The sequence below is a fragment of the Enterococcus sp. DIV1304_2 genome (assembly GCF_050555445.1).
GTDB classification, from domain to species: domain Bacteria; phylum Bacillota; class Bacilli; order Lactobacillales; family Enterococcaceae; genus Enterococcus_B; species Enterococcus_B pernyi.
Map to the genome: position 1 here is coordinate 221,250 of NZ_CP187851.1, position 21,278 is coordinate 242,527.

The 21,278-nt window shown below is 40.0% G+C and carries 21 protein-coding genes and 1 other annotated feature; of the genes, 15 read left to right on the forward strand and 6 right to left on the reverse strand.

Annotated features, from left to right (window positions below):
- Positions 1-102 precede the first annotated feature (102 nt).
- From IGJ14_RS01075 to tnpA, 13 genes are all read left to right on the forward strand, one after another.
- Positions 103-357 carry a hypothetical protein gene (locus tag IGJ14_RS01075; RefSeq protein ID WP_010736588.1) on the forward strand — a complete coding sequence of 85 codons (255 nt, stop codon included), beginning with the start codon at positions 103-105 and terminating at the stop codon, positions 355-357.
- A gap of 199 nt (positions 358-556) precedes the next feature.
- On the forward strand, positions 557-1,663 hold the full coding sequence (locus IGJ14_RS01080; RefSeq protein WP_065096907.1) for a glycoside hydrolase family 88/105 protein: 1,107 nt from the start codon (positions 557-559) through the stop codon (positions 1,661-1,663).
- A 16-nt stretch (positions 1,664-1,679) separates the two neighbouring features.
- Positions 1,680-2,699, forward strand: a complete 1,020-nt coding sequence (locus tag IGJ14_RS01085; protein ID WP_195274146.1) for a TRAP transporter substrate-binding protein — start codon at positions 1,680-1,682, stop codon at positions 2,697-2,699.
- A 3-nt stretch (positions 2,700-2,702) separates the two neighbouring features.
- Positions 2,703-3,182, forward strand: a complete 480-nt coding sequence (locus IGJ14_RS01090; RefSeq protein ID WP_195274147.1) for a TRAP transporter small permease — start codon at positions 2,703-2,705, stop codon at positions 3,180-3,182.
- 10 nt (positions 3,183-3,192) lie between these two features.
- On the forward strand, positions 3,193-4,488 hold the full coding sequence (locus IGJ14_RS01095; RefSeq protein WP_194179636.1) for a TRAP transporter large permease: 1,296 nt from the start codon (positions 3,193-3,195) through the stop codon (positions 4,486-4,488).
- 13 nt (positions 4,489-4,501) lie between these two features.
- Positions 4,502-5,341 (forward strand): sugar phosphate isomerase/epimerase family protein, encoded by an 840-nt coding sequence (locus tag IGJ14_RS01100; RefSeq protein WP_430608177.1) that lies wholly within the window; start codon positions 4,502-4,504, stop codon positions 5,339-5,341.
- 58 nt (positions 5,342-5,399) lie between these two features.
- Positions 5,400-6,311 (forward strand): AraC family transcriptional regulator, encoded by a 912-nt coding sequence (locus IGJ14_RS01105; protein ID WP_071866137.1) that lies wholly within the window; start codon positions 5,400-5,402, stop codon positions 6,309-6,311.
- Between the two features lie 51 nt (positions 6,312-6,362).
- Complete coding sequence (locus IGJ14_RS01110) at positions 6,363-7,124, forward strand: IclR family transcriptional regulator (RefSeq protein WP_071866138.1); 762 nt, start codon at positions 6,363-6,365, stop codon at positions 7,122-7,124.
- A gap of 93 nt (positions 7,125-7,217) precedes the next feature.
- Positions 7,218-7,862: a bifunctional 4-hydroxy-2-oxoglutarate aldolase/2-dehydro-3-deoxy-phosphogluconate aldolase gene (locus IGJ14_RS01115; protein WP_041684164.1), complete on the forward strand. Its 645-nt coding sequence runs from the start codon at positions 7,218-7,220 to the stop codon at positions 7,860-7,862.
- A gap of 6 nt (positions 7,863-7,868) precedes the next feature.
- A complete protein-coding gene (locus IGJ14_RS01120; protein WP_195476331.1) occupies positions 7,869-8,876 on the forward strand; it encodes a sugar kinase in 1,008 nt (335 codons plus the stop codon).
- Positions 8,877-8,892: 16 nt separating this feature from the next.
- Positions 8,893-9,735, forward strand: a complete 843-nt coding sequence (gene kduI, locus IGJ14_RS01125; protein ID WP_019722412.1) for a 5-dehydro-4-deoxy-D-glucuronate isomerase — start codon at positions 8,893-8,895, stop codon at positions 9,733-9,735.
- 15 nt (positions 9,736-9,750) lie between these two features.
- Positions 9,751-10,554, forward strand: coding sequence for a gluconate 5-dehydrogenase (locus tag IGJ14_RS01130; protein ID WP_195274152.1), 804 nt, complete (start codon positions 9,751-9,753; stop codon positions 10,552-10,554).
- Between the two features lie 199 nt (positions 10,555-10,753).
- Positions 10,754-11,209, forward strand: a complete 456-nt coding sequence (tnpA, locus tag IGJ14_RS01135) for an IS200/IS605 family transposase (protein WP_100917284.1) — start codon at positions 10,754-10,756, stop codon at positions 11,207-11,209.
- 146 nt (positions 11,210-11,355) lie between these two features.
- Here the strand turns inward: tnpA and fni are convergent, their stop codons facing one another.
- The 4 genes from fni to mvk are packed head-to-tail and all read right to left on the reverse strand — an operon-like array spanning position 11,356 to position 15,414.
- Positions 11,356-12,402, reverse strand: a complete 1,047-nt coding sequence (fni, locus tag IGJ14_RS01140; RefSeq protein ID WP_195273795.1) for a type 2 isopentenyl-diphosphate Delta-isomerase — start codon at positions 12,400-12,402, stop codon at positions 11,356-11,358.
- Positions 12,399-13,484, reverse strand: coding sequence for a phosphomevalonate kinase (locus IGJ14_RS01145; protein WP_019722409.1), 1,086 nt, complete (start codon positions 13,482-13,484; stop codon positions 12,399-12,401). Before IGJ14_RS01145 ends, fni begins: the two co-directional genes overlap by 4 nt.
- 12 nt (positions 13,485-13,496) lie before the next feature.
- Positions 13,497-14,474, reverse strand: a complete 978-nt coding sequence (mvaD, locus tag IGJ14_RS01150; protein ID WP_195273793.1) for a diphosphomevalonate decarboxylase — start codon at positions 14,472-14,474, stop codon at positions 13,497-13,499.
- Complete coding sequence (mvk, locus tag IGJ14_RS01155; RefSeq protein WP_104775623.1) at positions 14,467-15,414, reverse strand: mevalonate kinase; 948 nt, start codon at positions 15,412-15,414, stop codon at positions 14,467-14,469. Before mvk ends, mvaD begins: the two co-directional genes overlap by 8 nt.
- A 296-nt stretch (positions 15,415-15,710) precedes the next feature.
- Between mvk and IGJ14_RS01160 the strand changes: the two genes are divergently transcribed.
- Positions 15,711-16,367 carry a deoxynucleoside kinase gene (locus IGJ14_RS01160; protein ID WP_195273792.1) on the forward strand — a complete coding sequence of 219 codons (657 nt, stop codon included), beginning with the start codon at positions 15,711-15,713 and terminating at the stop codon, positions 16,365-16,367.
- Between the two features lie 130 nt (positions 16,368-16,497).
- Here the strand turns inward: IGJ14_RS01160 and IGJ14_RS01165 are convergent, their stop codons facing one another.
- Positions 16,498-17,895 (reverse strand): lytic polysaccharide monooxygenase, encoded by a 1,398-nt coding sequence (locus IGJ14_RS01165; RefSeq protein ID WP_195476169.1) that lies wholly within the window; start codon positions 17,893-17,895, stop codon positions 16,498-16,500.
- Positions 17,896-18,667: 772 nt separating this feature from the next.
- Positions 18,668-20,038 (reverse strand): lytic polysaccharide monooxygenase, encoded by a 1,371-nt coding sequence (locus IGJ14_RS01170; protein WP_104871856.1) that lies wholly within the window; start codon positions 20,036-20,038, stop codon positions 18,668-18,670.
- 493 nt (positions 20,039-20,531) lie between these two features.
- Positions 20,532-20,661 (forward strand) — a sequence feature (ribosomal protein L20 leader region).
- Positions 20,662-20,705: 44 nt separating this feature from the next.
- Here IGJ14_RS01170 and infC point away from each other — a divergent pair.
- Entirely contained in the window at positions 20,706-21,230 is a 525-nt protein-coding gene (infC, locus tag IGJ14_RS01175) for a translation initiation factor IF-3 (protein ID WP_010736567.1), read from the forward strand.
- Positions 21,231-21,278 lie beyond the last annotated feature (48 nt).

Genomic DNA, 21,278 nt, shown 5'->3' on the forward strand with positions numbered 1-21,278 from the left:
TTTTTTCTGATATCTAAAAAAAGAAGTATTAGATAACTCGAATAATAGGCATTTTGATGAATATGCTATGCTACTATTTTTCTATAAAAAGGAGATGAGATCTTGAAGAAATATATTGTTACTTTGTTGATTGCATGTGTCGTTTCTCTTGGACTATCCTTTCTTTTGGAACGAGAAATCTTACGTAATATTGGCATTGGCTTACTTTTGATCGGAATTGCACTTTCTGGCACAGCAGTTTCAGGGGATCGCATGCGAGCGAATCAGGAAAATAGCGAGTTGGGTTTTCGTAAGAACTACTTTTGGTTTCCTTTACTTGCATGTTTGCCATTTTTTATGGTGTATACATTTTTATAAACGGTTGATTTTGAAACCATGACGAGCGGTAGGCGTCGTGGTTTTTCTTTTGATAGGGCTCTTTTTTACAGAAAACCCATTAATAATCTCGTTATGTCAATTTTAGATAGTTTTTGTTCAAATGATGCTATTTATTGAGAAAGCGTTTACTGATATATTAACAGCATAGAATGAAAGCGTTTAAAAAGGAGAGGGAAAATTGATTATTAAAGAGGAACTATTTGTACAGAAAGAAGTTGTAGAAGGAACGATTGACCGATTAGTGGAGAATTTGACGACGATCAACGATGATTCAGGTGAATTTTTATTGGATTTTGATGGGTTAAAGGTGGATGACAAAAGTTGGTCTGTTTGGAATTGGCCACAAGGTGTAGGGCTATACGGTATCTATAAAAATTATCAGTTGACTAAAAATCCTCGTGCGGCGGAAGTGGTGAAGGAATGGTTTGAAGCACGGATGCAAGAAGGCGCACCGCCAAAAAACGTCAACACGATGGCACCAATCCTCACGATGGCGTATTTATATGAGGAGACGGGTGATACACGCTACTTGCCTTACTTGAAGCAATGGGCGGAATGGGTCATGAATGATATGCCTCGGACAGAGGAAGACGGATTACAGCACGCTACATATGGACCGGAAAATAAGAATCAATTGTGGGATGACACCTTGATGATGACGGTTTTGCCATTAGCCAAAATCGGTAAGCTCCTAGATCGTCCAGAATACCTAGAGGAAGCCAGATACCAATTTATGATCCACATCAAATATTTGATGGATAAACGTACAGGTCTTTGGTACCACGGGTGGACCTTTGAAGGTAATCATAATTATGCGGAAGCATTTTGGGGACGAGGAAATTGTTGGTTGACGATTGCGATTCCTGAGATCATCGCGATTCTGGAACTGAAAGAAGGAGATGCTTTCCGTAAATTATTAATCGAAACGCTAGAAGCACAAGTGCAAACCTTAGCAAAATATCAATCAGAAAGTGGCTTATGGCATACCTTGATCGATGATCCAACCTCATACTTAGAATCATCTGCGACAGCAGGTTTTGCTTACGGTATTTTAAAAGCAGTACATGAGCGCTACTTGCCAAAGAAATATTTAGAAACCGCCTATCGTGCGATCCAAGGGTTGCTTGAGCAAGTAGATGAAACTGGCGAAGTTCAAAATGTTTCGGTAGGTACAGGGATGGGCGATGATTTAGAGTTTTACCGTACGATTGGCAAGACAGCGATGCCTTATGGCCAGTCGTTACTTGTATTATGTCTGACAGAATTACTTGTGTCATATTGTTGATAGAAAGGAGAAAAAAATGAAAAAAACACTTGCTTTTGCTTTTTGTTTACTGGGAATCATCGGTTTGAGTGGTTGTAGTAGTCAGTCAAGTGTTGGTGTTGTCGCAAATGCAGAGGAAGAAGCAACGATCACTTTACGTTTTGCTTATGCCAGTAATAGTCAGCCAGTCATTGATGCAATGAATAAATTCGGAGAGTTAGTAGAAGAAAAAACAGCTGGCTCAGTCAAAGTAAAATATTTTCCTGATGGTCAATTGGGGGGAGAACGTGAATTGATCGAACTGACTCAATCAGGTGCGATTGATTTTACGAAAGTCAGTGCTTCTGCGTTAGAAAGTTTCTCTAAAGTCTATTCGATTTTTTCAGTTCCTTACTTGTTCAATGATGAGCAACATTTCTTCAATGTCATGGAGAACGAAGAGATCATGCAACCCATTTATCAATCAACGACAGATTTAGGTTTTTCTGGTCTCACCTATTATGATTCAGGGCAACGTAGTTTTTATATGGTCGATGGCCCGATCCACACGCCGGATGATCTAAAAGGGAAAAAAATTCGCGTGATGCAAAGTGAAACGGCCATTAGAATGGTGGAACTACTAGGTGGATCACCTGTGCCGATGGGCAGTGACGAAGTATATACTTCGCTACAGTCAAACTTGATCAACGGATCAGAGAACAATGAATTTGTTTTGTATACAGCCGGGCATGGTGGTGTAGCCAAGTATTATTCCTATGATGAGCATACACGAGTACCAGATATCATCATCATGAACGATGCGATCAAGGAACATTTGACTGCTGAGCAACAACAAGCAATCGAAGAAGCGGCGAAAGAATCAACGATTTTTGAAATCGAAGCATTCGCTCAAGCAATCGAAGAAGAAAAAAGAGTGGCAACGGAAGAATATGGCGTCCAGTTCAATGAAGTGGACAATACGCCATTTCGTGAAGCAGTCGCACCGTTGCATGACGAATTCAAAAATCATCCAGATTTTCAAACGCTTTACCGAATGATCCAAGAAGAAGGGGTGTAATCGATGAAAAAAGGAATCAGTCGGCTGTTAGAATTTCTAGGAGCATGTCTGTTGATCGGTATGATCATCATTGTCTTGTGGCAAGTATTCTCGCGAACGATTTTGGGTAATCCAAATACTGTAACAGAAGAATTAGTGCGGTTTGGACTAGTCTGGTTTGCGATGCTATCTTCCGCCTATGTAGTGGGTCAAAAAGGGCACTTAGCAGTTACGTTGTTAAGTGAGAAATTGAGCGGTAAAAAAGCCAATATATTGGAAATCGTCGTTCAGTGTCTTTTTCTAGCCTTTGCAATCACGATCATGGTTTATGGCGGATGGAATGCTGTGACATTGACGATGGGGCAAATTTCCCCTTCATTAGGAATTCCGATGGGCTATGTCTATTTATCGGTGCCAATCTCAGGTGTTTTGATCATTATCTACAGTTTGATCAATTTGATTGAAGCAATGAATAGGAAGTCTGTCGTTCAGGAAAAGGGATAGGAGGAATTTGATGGCTTTAGAAGCAGGTGCAATTTTATTTTTTGTTTTTGTCTTTTTATTGATTGTTGGAATGCCCATTGCAATCAGTATCGCTTTTTCATCGATGCTCACGTTGTTATTAGTGATTCCTTTTGATGTCGCAGCGTTTAGTTCTGCGCAAAAAATGGTCGGGAGTATCAATAGTTTCTCATTGATTGCCATTCCATTTTTCGTTTTTTCAGGAATCATTATGAACCATGGTGGGATTGCTAAAAAATTAGTTGATTTTGCTATGTTGTTTGTTGGTCGGATCCCTGGATCTTTGGCCCATACGAATGTTTTAGGAAACGCATTGTTCGGGTCAATCTCCAGTTCGGCGATTGCTGCTTCGACAGCGATTGGGGGCGTGCTGATCCCGCAACAAGTCGAAGAAGGGTACGATCGTAAATTTGCGACAGCAGTCAATATTGCTTCGGCACCTACAGGGATGGTGATCCCACCAAGTACAGCATTTATCATGTATTCTTTAGTTGCCGGAGGCGCTTCGATCTCAGCTCTATTTATGGGTGGCTATTTAGTGGGAGCTTTGTGGTCGTTAGGAATCATGCTCGTTGCATTTGTAGTGGCGAAGAAAAATAAATATCCGACAGTACCAAAAGGACAAGGGAAGCAAGTCGGAAAAGTGTTAAAAGAAGCAATCCCAAGTTTAGCTTTGATCGTTATCATCATTGGTGGTATTTTAACAGGATTCTTCACAGCTATCGAAGCATCTGCAATTGCGGTATTGTATTCTTTATTGATCTCCATGTTCTTCTACAAGACAGTGAAACTACAAGATATACCAAAGATGTTGGTACAATCCGTGGCGATGTCGGGAACGATCATGTTTTTATTAGCGACGTCTTCCATGATGTCATTCGCTATGGCATTTACAGGGATACCTCAAGCAATCAGCAGTCTGATCATTGGAGTCACTGATAATCGCTTCATTATTTTATTATTGATCAATATCATTTTGTTACTTGTTGGGATGTTTATGGATGTCGCGCCAGCAATTTTGATTTTTACGCCGATTTTCTTGCCGATCGCGACAAGTGTTGGTGTCGATCCAGTCCACTATGGCTTATTTTCGATCATGAATCTTTGTGTCGGTTCCATTACCCCACCAGTAGGTACCGGACTATATGTAGGAGCGAGTGTTGGTGGAGTTAAAGCAGAAGCGATGTTGAAGCCACTGTTACCATTTTACGGTGTCATATTAACAGTTTTATTGTTGATTACGTATTTCCCCAAAATCGTGATGTGGTTACCGGATCTATTAGGATAAAGGAGAAACCATGATGAAATTAAACCTAGTTGCCAGAGGGCATGACTTGAGCCATGTACAAAACGTGGATGATTTAGCAAAAAAAGCGAGTCAACAAAATATTTCTACGCTACAATTGGCGTTAAGTCGTTCATTTCCTACACTTTCAGCAGATGGACAAGCCATCAATGCTGGAATGGGGCAATATATGAAGAATATCCTCGCAAAAGAAGGCATAAGTGTCGGTATATTAAGCTGTTATATCAACATGATCCATCCTGATCTATCTGTTCGTGAAACGGTGCTTCATCAATTTGAACGATATCTCCAATATGCTGCAAGCTTCGGGGCGACGATGGTCGCAACCGAGACGGGGAGCGTGAGTGAAGCGGGTTATACAGAGGAGAACTTTTCAGATGAAGCCTTCTTACAGATCGTTGAAGCCATTCACCGATTAGTGCGAGCTGGAGAAAAACATCGTATGATGGTGGGCATCGAACCAGGCTTGAATCATCCGTTGTATTCATTGGATCGTGTGGCAGAGTTAGTTGCCATGATCGATTCGGACTATCTAGGGATCATTTTAGACCCAACCAATCTAATCAATGCAAAAAACTATCATCAACAAGTAAATTTAGTCGAAGAAGCCTTTGAACGGTTTGGAGAAAAAATTTGCGGATTGCATATGAAAGATTATATTGTTTCTAACGAAGAAGAAATCATCCCGGTAAATCTAGGGACAGGCATGATCGATTATGAAGCCATCGTAAACATCGCACAGAAACATCGTCCTTATCTTTATATCGTCTTAGAAGAAACAAAAGATGATGCACTAAAACAAGGTGTAATCATGTTGGAACAAGTCACCGAATAAGAAAATAATAGAATGTATCATTGTTCAATAGTGAGCAATAAGGGAAAGGGGGATAGAGATGGAAAAGAAACCGATCAATGGAAAACAAGTGAATACGATGATTTCGGATCAGTATGAGATTTATCATGTAAAAGATATCGTTAGCCAAAACAAAACGGTTTATCATCATCATGATTTCTATGAGATCCATGCTACTTTAGAAGGAGAAGCCATTTTTTATTTAGATGGTCGTCAGTTTACGATACAACCAGGAAATGTTTTGTTGATCCATTCAAGAGATCTGCATCGGATCGTTCGTCAATCAACTGACGTATTCGAGCGTGTCTACATGTTTATCACCCCTGCATTCTTAGAGAGTCGTTCCACCAAGTGGTCCAATCTATCCGCCTGTTTTTGGCCGATCGGTGAACGCCGAAGCCGGATATTACATATTGAACCACAAGTACTAAAAGAAAAACTTTCTTTTATCGACCAAACGTTGGATCGAAAAGATTATGGTGCAGATATTCGTTATGAACAAGCGCTAGTCGAATATTTGATTTTTCTCAACCGTATGGTACAGATCGAAGAACATATTTCGGAAGAAAATTTCACTGTACCGAATGAACGGTTAGAAAAAATGATTCAATTTGTCGCAAAGAATTTGAGTGAACCGCTCTCCCTCAAACAAATGGAAAAAGAATTTTTCATCAGTAAATATCACGTGACTCGCGAATTCAAAAAACATACTGGTTTTACCTTTCATCAATACGTGATGAAGAAAAAACTACTTTATTCAAAACAACTATTAAGAGAGTACGGCAGCTCAAGTTCCGTGTATAGTAAATGTGGTTTCGCCTCCTATCCTCATTATTTACGCGCATTCAAAACCGAATTTGGCGTAACTCCCAAAGAATTTTTGAAAAAAGATCTGGCAGGAGAGTTTGTTCATTATACGCATTATGAAGAAGAAAACAAAGATCCCTTTTAAATTGACGTTCTTTCCGATATAATTTCCTATATAGAAATAGGAGAGTGGAATATGGAAAATAAAAAACCTTATGGAACCGTTCTAATCAAAGCTTCACATATTTTAGATTATTTAGCAGAGCATCCAGATGCTTCATTACAAGAAATTGCGAAAGGTATCGACATGACGTCGTCTACTACATTAAAAATTTTAGATACGTTATCCTTGATTGGTTATGTAAATAAAAATCAAGAAAAAAATTATCGTTTAGGCGGAAAACTGGTCCGATATGCAAACAAAAATATCGATCAAATCGATCTAGTTGAACGCACTTTGCCATTTTTGGAAAAACTACAACAAACAATTGATGAAACTATTCATCTAGGTATTTTAGACAACAACGAGATTCTCTATGTCAATAAGTTGGACCCTAAAAATCAAACGATCCGTATGTCTTCAAAAATCGGTATCACGAGACCTTTATATAGTTCAGCAATGGGGAAAGCCGTCTTGGCGCATTTTACGGAAGAGCAATATCAACAGTATATTGAAAAATGTCCTCTGATCCCATTCACTGAATATACGATTACCAATCCGTTAAAACTAAAAAAAGAGATCCAGCAAGTCAAACAAACAAAAATCGCCTTCGATGATGAAGAAGTCGAAAAAGATATTTTTTGCATCGGTACCTCTTTAATTCATGAGAACCAAGTGGTTGGAGCGTTTAGTGTCAGTATGCCGAAATACCGATTAAGTGAAGAAAGCAAAGCTCAAATCATTCAAACGATCCTGCAAACGAAAGAAGAAATCGAAAAAACTTTTGAAAAAAACTAAAAAGCGTTTGCATTTTTTTATTCCTGCCGTATAATGAAGATGTAAATTTCTTTATTGTAAACTATAATTTCCAAATAAGAAATGGGTGGGAAAATGAAAAAAATGGATATCTTATCTCGTTTGAAACAAGCGGGAGTTATTGCAGTCGTACGAGGAGCAACAAATGAAGAAGCGCTGAATGCTTGTCACGCGATTATCAAAGGCGGACTAACTGGCATTGAGTTGACCTTCACCGTGCCACAAGCAGATCGGGTAATTAAAGAACTAGTAGAAACATACAAAGACCAACAGGATGTGGTGATCGGTGCAGGGACAGTGTTGGATGCTATTACTGCGCGTTTAGCGATTTTAGCAGGTGCTGAGTATATCGTCAGCCCCTGTTTTGATCAGGAAACCGCAGAACTATGCAATTTATACCAAATCCCTTATTTACCAGGATGTATGACGATCGATGAAATCAAAACAGCGCTAAAAAGTGGCGTAGACATCGTCAAACTATTTCCTGGAAGTGCTTTCGGTCCAAGTATCATCTCTGCATTCAAAGCGCCGATGCCCCATGTCAATATCATGCCTACTGGTGGGGTCAGTTTAGAAAACATGCAAGAATGGTTTGAGGCAGGCGTGATCACTGTTGGTGTTGGTGGGAACTTGTTGGCTCCAGCAGCTCATGGAGATTTTGAGGAAGTGACAAAAGTCGCACAACAATATGCGGCAAAAATGAAAGAAATTACGAGGTAACCGCTCATGGGAAGAGTCGTGACACTCGGAGAGATCATGCTACGCTTGTCGACAGAACAGGGACAACGGTTACAAAACAGTGATCATTTTTGCGCGCATTATGGCGGTGGGGAAGCGAATGTCGCGATCTCATTAGCAAATTATGGACATACGGTTTCGTTCATGTCAAAAGTCCCAGAACATTCACTGGGTCTGGCAGTCGAAAAACACTTACGAAGCTATGGGGTAGATACTAGCCTACTGCTGAAAGGCGGCCCTCGGCTTGGCACATATTATATGGAAACAGGGATCGGTGAACGTGCGGCTTCAGTCATTTATGATCGTGCTGGTTCCAGTTTCGCGGTGATGGATCGCTTGGAATGGTCACTAGAGGATTGTTTTAAGGGAGTCGATCTATTCCATGTTTCAGGAATCACACCGGCATTATCAGAAAATTGGCGATGGCTGACAAAAGAACTTATGGAAGTAGCCAAACAAGCAGGCTGTCAAATCAGTTTTGATATCAATTATCGAGGCAAGCTGTGGACACAACAAGAAGCGGGTGAAGTGTTAGAACAATTATTACCGCTCGTGGATATTTGTTCAGCGGGTGAGATGGATGCGCTTTATTTGTTAGGGATAGCAAAAGCACCTGAAACGACAGTAAACCCACTTTTTTATTATTACGAAAAAATGCAAGAAAGATTTCCCAACATCCAAACGTTTTACTCAACCAAACGTACGGTGCATTCAGCGAGTGAAAATGATCTACAAGGTACCTTGTGGATGAAGGATAGCTATTTCGAATCGCCGCTTCATCAAGTCACTTCGATCGTTGATCGTGTGGGTGGAGGAGATGCGTTTGCTGGGGGATTGCTTCATGGAATTTTAGAAGAGATGCAACCACAAGAAATTATTGATTTTGCGACAGCAGCCTCTGCGTTGAAACACACGATTCATGGAGATTGCAACCAATTCAATCAAGCAGAAGTTGCTAGTTTTATCACTAGCGGTTCTGGAAAAATCATTCGATAAAGGAGAGTCTATCAACATGCAAGAAATGGAAACACGTTATACACATAGCCCAGAGGATATCCGTCATTATTCAACAGAACAATTGAGAAATGAATTTTTGGTAGAGAAAGTATTTGTTCCAGGGAAAATCAGTCTTACTTATACGCACAATGATCGTATGATCTTCGGCGGTGTAACACCAACAACTCATCCATTAGAAATCAAACTAGATAAAGAACTAGGTGTTACTTATTTCCTAGAACGTCGCGAGCTTGGTGTGATCAACATCGGCGGACCTGGATTCATTGAAATCAACGGTGAAAAAGAAGAAATGAAGAAACAAGATGGGTATTACATCGGTAAAGAAACAGAGCATGTAGTTTTCTCCTCGGTAGATCCAGAAAACCCTGCAAAATTTTACATCAGTTCTGTGCCAGCACATCACAAATATCCAAATGTAAAAATCAGCATCGATCAAGTGAAACCCATGGAAACAGGCGAAGGTGTCACATTGAATGAACGTAAAATCTACCAATATATCCATCCAAACGTATGTGAAAGTTGTCAATTACAAATGGGTTACACCATTTTAGAACCGGGTAGTTCATGGAACACGATGCCTTGTCATACACATGAACGTCGCATGGAAGCTTATGTTTACTTTGATTATGCAAATGAAGACACACGTGTGTTCCATATGATGGGTAAACCAGATGAAACTAAACATTTAGTCGTAGATAATGAACAAGCCGTGATTTCACCAAGCTGGTCGATCCACTCAGGTGTTGGCACAAGCAATTATTCGTTTATCTGGGCAATGTGTGGTGAAAATATCACCTATACAGATATGGATATGGTATCAATGGATCAATTGAAATAGGAAAGGAAGATAAAAATGTCATTCAATATGGATATGTTTCGCTTAGACAATAAAGTCGCTTTAATCACCGGTGCGGTATACGGAATCGGTTTTGAGATCGCTCGCTCATTAGCAGAAGCTGGAGCAACGATCGTCTTCAATAATTTAACTCAGGAATCAGTAGATGAAGGAATTGCCAACTACAAAGAAATCGGCATTGAAGCAAAAGGCTATGTTTGTGATGTGACGGATGAGTCAGCAGTACAAGCAATGGTCAAACAAATCAAAGCAGAAGTTGGTCCAATCGATATTTTGGTCAACAATGCAGGTATCATCAAACGTACACCAATGATCGAAATGGATGCGGCGGATTTCCGTCAAGTCATCGACGTAGACTTGAACGCACCATTTATCATGTCGAAAGCAGTCATCCCAGATATGATTGAAAAAGGTGGCGGGAAAATCATCAATATTTGTTCAATGATGAGTGAACTTGGCCGTGAGACAGTAAGTGCCTATGCTGCTGCTAAAGGCGGATTAAAAATGTTGACGAAAAACATTGCTTCAGAATATGGTCAGTACAACATTCAATGTAATGGGATCGGACCTGGCTATATCGCGACGCCGCAAACAGCGCCATTAAGAGAAACACAAGAAAACGGGGAGCGTCATCCATTTGATCAATTTATCGTTGGCCGTACACCAGCCGCTCGTTGGGGTGATCCAATCGACTTAGCTGGACCATCTGTCTTCTTAGCATCAAGTGCGTCTGATTTTGTTAACGGACATATCTTGTATGTAGATGGCGGTATCTTAGCTTATATCGGAAAACAACCATAATAAACAAAGAATGACGAGTGCATCGTATGCACTCGTCATTTTTATTGTTGTCTTTAGACCAAGTTGAGCTCGCAAAGCGAGTGAAACAGAAAACCACCTGCTATGCGGGTGGGGAATAAAAGGTTCTACCAAAAAGCCCCTCCTATCGTTAAAATATGATTGTTCAGGTCATATTGATAACGAAAGGAAGGGAAAAGAAATGGCTAATAAAGCAAATAGTTTAGCCCATACAAAGTGGTTGTGCAAATACCACATTGTATTCACACCAAAGTATAGAAGAAAAATCATCTATAATCAATATCGAGCAAGTATTCAAGAAATTATCAAACGACTATGTAAGTACAAGGGAGTAGAAATCTTGGAGGGACATATGATGCCAGATCACGTCCATCTGTTACTGAGTATCCCGCCAAAAATAAGTGTGTCAAGTTTTATGGGTTATCTTAAAGGAAAGAGTGCATTGATGATTTTTGATAAGCATGCAAATTTAAAATATAAATTTGGCAATCGACATTTTTGGGCAGAAGGATATTATGTAAGCACTGTGGGATTGAATGAAGCGACCATAAGGAAATACATTCAAGAACAGGAGAAACATGATATAGCGCTAGATAAATTGAGCGTTCGAGAATATGAAGACCCTTTTAAGGGTTAAAGAGTAGAACAAACACCTTTTTAAAGGTAGGCAAAAGTGACAAAGGCAATATGGCTTGAACATGAAATGAGAAAGCCAGCGTCTTTAGGCGCTGGCCGGTGTTAAGGGCTTATAGCCCTAGAGCAAACCACCCTTTTGAAGGGTGGTTATGATTTGCGTCGGCCATATTTTGATAATGGGATGTCTCTGGCTTCGCACCATTCTTTGACCGGGCCAGAAAAAATCAAGGATTGTTTGGTTAAATCATTTGTTTTTGTTGCACCGACCATAGCATAGAGCATTCGTAGTTCTTCTTGCCACTGTGCCATAAGAGCAATCGTCTCATCGATCCCGTGTGTCATGTAGTGCGTCAAGATCGTTCCGGAAATCCCTACAGCGTTCGCACCAAGACACAATGCTTTAAAGATATCATAAGCATTTCGTATGCCACCCGAAGCAATGATTTCGGCGGCTGTATTTGCTTCGTTCGCTTCAAGTAAGGAGGACACAGTAGATTGCCCCCAATCCGTCAAATAAGCCAATTCCCGCTTTTTACGACGAGCATTTTCAATTTGTGTGAAGCTTGTTCCGCTACGTCCACTGACGTCAATCGTCTTGATACCTAGTTCAGACAGTTCAATGATGGTCTCCCTCGTCATCCCAAAGCCCACTTCTTTTACGATCACTGGCACATCAAGTGTTTGTTGGATTTCTGAGATCAGTTCTTTCCACTGCGAAAAATCGCGATCCCCTTCAGGCATGACTAATTCTTGTGGTGCATTTAAATGGATCTGTAACGCATCCGCTTGGAAGAGTTCTACAGCTTCTTGGGCACGTGCGACAGAAGTACCAGCACCGACATTCGCTAAAATCTTCCCTTCAGGATAGACATCTCGCATCACCGTATAAGAATCTGCCAAGGAAGGATCTTTCAAGGCGGCGCTGACAGAACCGGTAGCAATCATCAACCCAGCACTTTTAGCAATCTGTGCAAGGTCGTGATTGATCTTTTTTGTTTTTTCACTACCGCCAGTCATGGCATTGATATAGAAAGGACTAGAAAGAGTAAAACCTGCAACTTCTGTCTTCAAAGACACTTCATCAACCTTGCTTTGTGGAAGTGGACGATGGACAAGTCGAACGAAGTCAAATTCATTTATCTGTTTGTTGTGAAATGCTTTAGCTAATGATACATGTTCATCTTTTCGATTCATAACTTGTCCTCTTTCTGTTGATGGTAGACATGTAATGGAAGCGGGGTGATCTCAGCTTCTTCCCAAGCACTCATCAATGGAAGGATACCTGATTTTTGGTCCACGATCACGATGCCACAGTCCCCACCGCCAGCGCCAGAAGATTTCGCCGCACCTTCAAATTGTTCAGCTAAACAACACAGTTTATTTAATGCTGGTGTTTCAATCAACACGCCAGTGATAGCAGACAGATCACGCAATAATTCACGATTTTTACGAATCATTTCTTGGATCAAAGCAACGTCGTTTTCTTTAAAACCTTGGATCATCGTGTTGACGCAAAGCGTACTATCTTCAAGGAATTGTTGATACGCCGCCATTTTATCTTCACGAGAGCGATGTACTTGATCCACTAAGTCGGAAGTAGAGGCAGGACTACCAGTCCAACCAATCAATAAACGGAGATCTTCCGGAGTGTGTAAGGATTCAATAGATAAACCAGGCCAATCGAGCGCTAATAATTCACTGATCGTTTTACTTGATTCTTGTTCTTTGAGCCATTGGTGGTCAAAAGTGGAGAAGGCGATCCAACCACCATAACAGCTAGCCGCAATATCACCACAAGAACCATTGTCTTGGACAGCTAGATTAGCTAAGGCTGCAATTTTAAAAATCTCAAGCTGAGATAAATTCAGTGCGTAAAATTGGTTCAATGCTCGAACCGTCGCTACCGCTACTGCGCCACTAGAACCTAGTCCATACTTCCTGCCGTTTGAGCTATCTAATTCACTGGTTACCTTCAAATCATAAAATGAAAGAAGAATGTTTTTTTCCTGTGCATATTTCTCAGTTAAACGTATAGCAGCAAGGATATAATGGAACGGGTTTTCACGGATATCTAGAACGAGTTCGCCTTTTCGTCTTGTCCAACGCACAGGCATCTCGCTATATTGTGCAGATTGGATACTGCCTACTTTCCGAGCAGCTTCCACTGTTACTGTGACGAATTGATCGACTGCCACGATGATTGCAGGATGCCCCGTTTCGACAACTGCGTATTCTCCAGCGATATAAAGTTTTCCAGGTGCAGATACTTCAACCATAACAATCTCCCTTTATTCAATAATCGTGATTCCTTGCCCCGCATGAGCAAGAATCACTTGTTGACGGCTAAATAATTCAATGAATTTTGCTTGAACAGCCGTTTGATTTTTCTTTTCAACTAATACTTTGACGTTTGGACCTGCATCCATCGTGAAATAGCAAGGAATGCCTGAAGCACGTAGCTCACGAACTGCTTGCATCGCCTTCAGACTATCTGGAGACCAGTAGGTGAAGGGTGGATTAGCCGCTAACGTGGTGCCGTGCATTTTTAACCCATTTCGCTCCATGATTTCGCCCATTTTTTGGAACGACTTTTCAGCGATTGCTTGTTTCAGCTCCCGTAAATCTGTTTCGACTGAATCAAGCCACCCTTGATAAAAATGCGAAGTTTCCACTGTTCGACGCATCCCATCACGACTAGATACATCTTTTTGTTGATCATTGATCAATACAAATACCATGGCGAGTTCGTCTTCAAATCCATTAGAAGGGATTTGTTGCGCATATGAAGTTTGGTCATCATGCCCTTTTTCCCATTCCACGAAGCCACCAAAAATACTACGACAAGCCGAACCAGAACCCCGACGAGCGAGTCTGGACAGGGCTTGTTTATCCAATTCTAGTCCTAGGGCTTCATTACAGGCGCCAGCTAACGCAGCTAGACCGCTTGCAGAAGAAGCTAAACCTGCGGCTGTTGGAACAAAGTTATGGCTGATCACTTTTGCGCGTTTGTTTGTATTCGCTTGTATGCGTACAAGATCAAGGAAGCGACTGATTTTTTTTGTTGCTGCTTCTGTTTGTAATTCATGATCTAAATAGAACAGATCGTCTGTGAACGAATCTGAAAAAATCACTTCGGTTTCTGTATAGAAAGCATCGAGAGTGAGAGATAAACTGTTGTTCATTGGAAGAATCAATTCTTCATTTTTTTTGCCCCAATATTTGATCAAGGCGATATTTGTATAGGCACGGGCTTTACCACTAAGCATAGGTATGTACTCCTAATCCTTGAATCCAAGTTTCAGCTGCGCCTGCTTGTATTAGTGCGTGGCTGATTTCTTGAGCTTCTGTTTTTGTTTGTGCTAAGGCAATCATACATCCACCACGTCCGCCACCGGTCAATTTTGCTCCTAAAGCGCCAGTAGCACGTGCGGTAGCGATCAGACTATCTAAAAAGTCATTACTGATCGTCAAACTTTTTAGAATGCGCTGAGCATCATTCATTGCTTCAGCTAGCTTTTCTGGCGAATTTTCGATAATTGCTTTTTTAGCTTGTTTCGTCAAGTATCCTAGTTGTTGGATTTTTTGTCCAGTTTTCTGCGCATCTTTCTCAAAAAGGTGTGCGACATCTTTCACCGCTGCACGTGTTTGTCCTTTGATTCCCGTATCAGCGACAATCAAGAAAGCATCGATATTCAACGCAAAATAATCAAAAGGATGGCCTTTTGTAAAATAAATCGGTTCGAATCCACTTGTTGCGGCAGCATCGATTCCACTGGGATTTCCATGTGCGATTTTTTCAGAAACTTGCACATGTGCCAATAATTTTTCTCGTGATAATGGCAACTCATAGGCGGAATAAAAAGCTCGTGTGATCGCAGTGGCTACGGCTGCACTGGAACCCATCCCACGTTCTGCAGGGATGGTGCTCTCAATCGTTAAACGCAATGTGTCTTGCACATGGTAGTGAGTTTTCAGACCAGCAATCAGCTGTTTGATATTATTCAACGCATGTGGTGCATCATGTAAATTTCCTATATAGTAGGAAGAAATAAGTTGATCTTTATTGAATGATTGGAGTGCTTCAAGTGTAGCTGTTACTTTTGTTGCATAAAACGGAAAGGCAATGGCAGGCTCGCCGTAAACGACAGCATGCTCACCCATTAAAATCAGTTTTCCACTCGATTCCCCTTGGCCATGAATTGCCATAATACAACTCCTTCTTTTCCTCTAAGAGTAGCTTTTTAACAAAAAATAAAGCGCCTATTACTATGTGCGCAATGTTTGTCCAAAAAAACAGTCCTTCTTTATTTTACTAAAACCAGTCAAGAAGTAAAATAAAGAATACGATTTCTCGACAAAAAACGTGATTTTCTTAATAAAATTTTGATTTTTCATAGGAAAGAATCTTGTCGATTTCGTTTGACACCACAAGATATTGGGGTTATATTTAGAAACATGAGAAAAAAACACTGTATTTAGTGGGAGAAGTGAGTTGGAGGGAAATGAGTGTGATTGTTTTAGCAGGAACGATAGGAGCAGGGAAATCAAGCTTAACAAAAATGATTGCTGACCATTTTAAGAGTCAGGCGTTTTACGAATCAATCGATGACAACGAAGTATTGCCTTTGTTTTATGCAAACCCTGAACAATATGCGTTTTTATTGCAAATTTATTTTTTGAATAAGCGATTTGCAAGTATCAAGCAAGCGATGCAAGAGGATAACAATGTGTTAGACCGTTCGATCTATGAGGATTCATTATTGTTTCATTTAAATGCAGATCTTGGTCGAGCGACAGCAACAGAAGTCCAAGTCTACGATGAATTATTGGCAAACATGATGGAAGAATTGCCCTATGCGGCATCGAAAAAACATCCCGATCTATTGGTTCATATTCGTGTATCTTTTTCAACCATGTTAGAACGGATCGAAAAAAGAGGTCGGTCATACGAGCAACTTTCTTTTGACCCTAGTCTCTATGAGTATTATCAAGAGTTGAATCGCCGTTATGATGAATGGTATGAAGCTTACGATGAAAGTCCTAAGATTCAAATTGATGGTGATCGTTTGAACTTTGTGGAAGATGAAACAGCAAAAGTGCAAGTGTTACAAATGATCGAAGAAAAACTAACAGATATCCGTGAAGAATTAAGTGTCTAAAACTGTTCTGACGTTAGCGAAACTTTTATTTGCTCAAATAAAGAAATCACAAAAAAGGCAACCACGAATGAGTGATTGCCTTTTTTTTATTTAAATCGTTGTTTAGTCGAACAAAGGGTAGTGAGTTGATTTATTTAGGGTAGAATAATGAGTGAGCAATTCCTGGTGCCCAGTTTGTATCACCGTAGTTCAAGTGAGACTGCCAAGTAATATAAGTCACACCATTGTGGACAACTTCTTCACCGGCTGTATAAGAAACAGGTGAGAAGAAGCTTCCTACTGTCCATTGACGTCCAGTAACGACTTCACCGCCGCCGTTTCCGCCATCGCCACCATTTTCGTCACCGCCGCCATTTTCATCGCGATCAGTTGTGATTGTTAATGTGTTACTTGCATCTGAAACATCGCCTTCATTGCTGATTGCGCGTACTACAAATGAGTATTGTGTCTCAGCTTTTAAGCCTTCTACTTCAAAAACAGTTTCAGTTGTTGAACCAATGACTTGGCCATCACGCAAGATTTCGTATTCTTTGATTCCTTTTGAGTGAGTAGAAGCTCCCCACATCAATGAAACGCTAGAACTTGTCTGACCCATTGAGTGTAAGTGGCTAGGTGCAGTTGGTTTTTCTTCTGTAGTTTCAGATAAAGTTGTAACAGATAAAGCTGTTCTTTCAGAAACTAGCCCTGTTTGTCCAACTGCTTCGATTTCATATTTATATGTAGTTTCTGCAGTTAGGTTTTGATCGCTGAAATCTGGTGAAGCTGTGTTTCCTAATAATTGACCATCACGGTAAACGTTGAATGATGAAGCATTTGCTTGTCCATCCCAAGTCAATTGAGTTGTTGAAGAAGTTACGTTAGTAGTGCGAACGTTACGTGGTGCTGTTGGTGCTACTGGAATTGCTGAATCACCTTTCAAGTTCACATCGATTACTTGGTAGAATGCCATTGCTGTATCATCTACATCCCAAACAGCTAGAACAACATGGTAACCAAGACGGTCATTAGGGATGTTCACTGAGTGTGATGGATTTGTTGCAGCTTGAGCCCCACCATGGTTGATCGTTGTTAACAATTCAAAATCGCTACGATCTAACTGATCATTTGGATTCCAATCAGCTTTTGTGATGTAGTAATGCCATTTAGTTGTACGGTGTGATTGTGTATAGCGCCAAGTGAATGTATTAAGACCTGTGTTCAAGTCTTGTTTTGTCCACATTGTCGAAGTTTGACGGTCTAAGTTGAAGTTGTTTCCAACTGCACCGCTTGCAGAAGCAATCTGTCCGTCAGCAGGACCAGCTGCTGGGTAGCCTTTCAATGCTTCTAATGATTGTGGTTCATAAATCACTGGACCGTATTTTGCTAATGCTGCATCATGATTGATTAAGCGGTCGCGGTGTCCCTGATATGAACGACTGATCGGTGACTGCACATAACCGTGAGCTGAAGCGTCTTGTCCTCCGATAGATAAACCTACTCCTACTAAAACGCTAGAGCATAGAACTGTTGCTAAGATTTGTTTTTTCATGTTTCCCTCCATAGATAAAATGATATTTTAGATAACTAATAAGGTCGATGAGTATGACTCTTTCGATGTGTCTCGTTGTTATCTGTATTTAATATTATCAGAGAATTGGACTATTGGATAATCTGTTTATACCGAACATTAGGTAAAATTGGGTCTTGACTTCAGATGACGGTGTTTTTATTCGAAACATGAATAAATATTGATTTAAAGGCATTTTTGTTGTCTTTTTTATTTTTTATCAGTTATTTATTTTGCATAATGAATAACAACGGGAAAACAAAAAGATAAAATTTCATTCTAATTGAGAAAGCTTGTATTGGCGTTTGCAGTTATTTTTTAACGTTTACTTATTTTTAAAATATATCTTTTTATTGGCTGTTTTATTCCTTTTTTATGGATTTGATCATCGATTTTTTGGTCTGAGATTGTGATAGGAGTGTTCGGTCTTATTATCGAAAAAAGTCAATTTAGAATATCATTTATTCGGATTCAAGAGTTTCGAGATGACTAAATACCACCTCACAAGCAATTCTATATATTTTACCTAATTATAGAAGGAACTGGATGCGAAGAGAGGGAGAATGTTTTTTGCAATCTGTGATAATGGATAAGCGCTTTGAAAAAAACAGCGCCTGTAATATTCGTCTCGAATGTTACAGGTGCTGGCTTATTTTTGAGGCAAAGAAAGTTGTTCTAGCCTCATTCTTATAGGGTTTTGTTTACGTGGAATGTTTTCTATATTATCGTTTTAATTACGTTGATAAGGTTTATTTTATTTAGGATAGAATAAAGCATGAGCAATTCCTGGCGCCCAGTTTGTATCACCATAGTTCAAGTGAGATTGCCAAGTAATATATGTCACACCGTTGTGAACAACTTCTTCACCTGCTGTATAAGAAACCGGTGCGAATAAGCTTCCTACTGTCCATTGACGTCCTGGAGTGACTTCACCACCACCGTCGCCGCCATTGTCATCGCGATCTGTCGTAATAGATAACGCATTGCTTGCATCAGATAGTTCATCCGTATTGCTGACTGCGCGAACCACGAATGAGTAGGCAGTGTTTGCAGCTAATCCAGACACTTCGTATTCTGTTTCTTTTGTTGAACCAATCAATTGATTGTTACGGTAGATGTTGTATTGTTTGATTCCTTTTGAATGAGTAGAAGCGCCCCACATCAATGAAACACTTGAACTTGTTTGACCCATTGAGTGCAAGTGAGTCGGTGTAGTTGGTTTTTCTTGTGTATTTTCTGTTGCAGTTTTTACTGTCAAAGCTGTTTTAGCAGAGACTAAGCCAGTTTGTCCAACTGCTTCGATTTCATAGTTATAAGAAGTATCTGCAGTTAAGTTTGTATCATTGAAATCTGGCGATGATGTATTTCCGACCAATGCGCCATCACGATAAACATTGTAAGATGCAGTGTTCGCTTGACTATTCCAAGCTAATTGGACAGTTGAAGAAGTTACATTCGTCGCACGCACGTTTTGTGGTGCTGTTGGTGCTACTGGGATCGCTGAATCACCTTTCAAGTTGACATCGACTACTTGATAGAAGGCACCGCCTGTATCATGAATGTCCCATACAGCTAAAACAACATGATAACCGATACGGTCGTTTGGAATGTTAACTGTGTGGTTACGATTATTTGCAGAAGCAGTTCCATCATGTTGGATTTCTGTGATCAACTCTAAATCGCTACGTTTCAGTGGTGCATTCGGGTTCCATCCTACTTTAGTAATGTAATAATGCCATTTAGTTGTACGGTGAGATTGTGTATAGCGCCATCTGAATGTATTCACGCCTGTATCTAAGTTTTGTCTTGTCCACATTGTTTCTGTTTGATTATCTAGCAAAAAGCTTCCGCCAACCGCTCCGTTTGCAGAAGCAATACGACCGTCGACAGGACCTCTTTCTGGGAATCCCTTCCCAGCTTCTAATGATTGTGGTTCATAAATGACAGGACCATATTTTGCTGCTGCAGCGGATAAATTAACATTACGATCTAAATGTCCTTGATACGCACGACTGATCGGTGATTCGACATACCCGTGAGCAGAAGCGTCTTGTTCTCCAATCGCTAAGCTTGCTCCAAATAAGATCCCCGAGCATAAAACTGTACCCAAAATTTGTTTTTTCATTTTTTCCTCCATATGTAAATAAGATTTAGATAACATATATTGAACGATGAGTTTCGTAATTATCATTTTTTTATGTTATCTGAAATTAAGATTATCAAAAAAAACAAGTAGTTACGAATCAGTTTATACCGATGTGTAGGTAAAAAAATAATAGGAACATAAATAATACGATTTGTTATAATGTTGATTTTTAAGGGTTTTAGTACCTTTTTTTGAAAGCGTAAATAAATTTTTGATAAAAGGATACTTTTTAGGGGATTAAGAAATGAATGATTTGTTCAGGTTTTGTTGTAGTTATCTTAAAATAAAAGAAATGGAATTATATAAAACGTAGATGGAGTAGTAGCAGAAGGAATTTATATTCGATTGGTGATATGCGGAACAACAGTCCATTTAGAATGCGTACAAGATGAGGAAGTGCTACGATCAAATAGAAAAAAGTGAAGAAATGATTGACAAAAAGAAATAGATTTGGTATGATAATTAAGTTGAGAAATAAAAGCAGAAGCACCCGCTTCTCGCCTTAGTTGATACAGTCACTGGGCTAGATAGTTTTCATCTATATGTAGTATAGATGGAGTACGTGCGGGTTCTATCAAAAGAACTCGTTTTTTTTATTGCCGTTCATTCGGTAAGCTTTTCTTTCTCTCATAATATTTGGAGGTGAATGACCATAGCAAAGGATATGATGGTTAACGACGGCATTCGTGCACGTGAATTACGATTGATCGGTTCAGATGGTGAGCAATTAGGAGTTAAGTCAAAAGCAGAAGCATTGCAAATTGCAGAACAATCAAACTTGGATCTTGTGTTAGTTGCTCCAGGTGCGAAACCACCAGTAGCGCGAATCATGGACTACGGAAAATACCGTTTCGAGCAACAAAAGAAAGACCGCGAAGCGCGTAAAAAACAAAAAGTGATCAATGTAAAAGAAGTTCGTTTAAGTCCAACGATTGATTTGAATGACTTCAATACAAAACTTCGTAATGCACGTAAGTTCTTAGAGAAAGGCGATAAAGTGAAAGCTTCTATCCGTTTCAAAGGCCGTGCCATTACCCACAAAGAAATTGGTCAAAAAGTCTTGGATCGCTTAGCTGAAGAAACTGCTGATATTGCAACAGTGGAACAAAAAGCGAAAATGGACGGACGCAGCATGTTCTTGACGCTGGCACCGAAAAACGACAGTAAGTAATTTGAATGACTAACTGATTGTTGGACAGTCAATAGTCGGATAACGAAA

Coding starts and splice junctions, on each gene's coding strand:
- IGJ14_RS01085 (WP_195274146.1), top strand. CDS start 1,680: ATGAAAAAAACACTTGCTTTTGCTTTTTGTTTACTGGGAATCATCGGT.
- IGJ14_RS01090 (WP_195274147.1), top strand. CDS start 2,703: ATGAAAAAAGGAATCAGTCGGCTGTTAGAATTTCTAGGAGCATGTCTG.
- IGJ14_RS01095 (WP_194179636.1), top strand. CDS start 3,193: ATGGCTTTAGAAGCAGGTGCAATTTTATTTTTTGTTTTTGTCTTTTTA.
- IGJ14_RS01100 (WP_430608177.1), top strand. CDS start 4,502: ATGAAATTAAACCTAGTTGCCAGAGGGCATGACTTGAGCCATGTACAA.
- IGJ14_RS01105 (WP_071866137.1), top strand. CDS start 5,400: ATGGAAAAGAAACCGATCAATGGAAAACAAGTGAATACGATGATTTCG.
- IGJ14_RS01110 (WP_071866138.1), top strand. CDS start 6,363: ATGGAAAATAAAAAACCTTATGGAACCGTTCTAATCAAAGCTTCACAT.
- IGJ14_RS01115 (WP_041684164.1), top strand. CDS start 7,218: ATGAAAAAAATGGATATCTTATCTCGTTTGAAACAAGCGGGAGTTATT.
- IGJ14_RS01120 (WP_195476331.1), top strand. CDS start 7,869: ATGGGAAGAGTCGTGACACTCGGAGAGATCATGCTACGCTTGTCGACA.
- kduI (WP_019722412.1), top strand. CDS start 8,893: ATGCAAGAAATGGAAACACGTTATACACATAGCCCAGAGGATATCCGT.
- IGJ14_RS01130 (WP_195274152.1), top strand. CDS start 9,751: ATGTCATTCAATATGGATATGTTTCGCTTAGACAATAAAGTCGCTTTA.
- tnpA (WP_100917284.1), top strand. CDS start 10,754: ATGGCTAATAAAGCAAATAGTTTAGCCCATACAAAGTGGTTGTGCAAA.
- fni (WP_195273795.1), bottom strand. CDS start 12,402: ATGAATCGAAAAGATGAACATGTATCATTAGCTAAAGCATTTCACAAC.
- IGJ14_RS01145 (WP_019722409.1), bottom strand. CDS start 13,484: ATGGTTGAAGTATCTGCACCTGGAAAACTTTATATCGCTGGAGAATAC.
- mvaD (WP_195273793.1), bottom strand. CDS start 14,474: ATGCTTAGTGGTAAAGCCCGTGCCTATACAAATATCGCCTTGATCAAA.
- mvk (WP_104775623.1), bottom strand. CDS start 15,414: ATGGCAATTCATGGCCAAGGGGAATCGAGTGGAAAACTGATTTTAATG.
- IGJ14_RS01160 (WP_195273792.1), top strand. CDS start 15,711: ATGAGTGTGATTGTTTTAGCAGGAACGATAGGAGCAGGGAAATCAAGC.
- IGJ14_RS01165 (WP_195476169.1), bottom strand. CDS start 17,895: ATGAAAAAACAAATCTTAGCAACAGTTCTATGCTCTAGCGTTTTAGTA.
- IGJ14_RS01170 (WP_104871856.1), bottom strand. CDS start 20,038: ATGAAAAAACAAATTTTGGGTACAGTTTTATGCTCGGGGATCTTATTT.
- infC (WP_010736567.1), top strand. CDS start 20,706: ATGACCATAGCAAAGGATATGATGGTTAACGACGGCATTCGTGCACGT.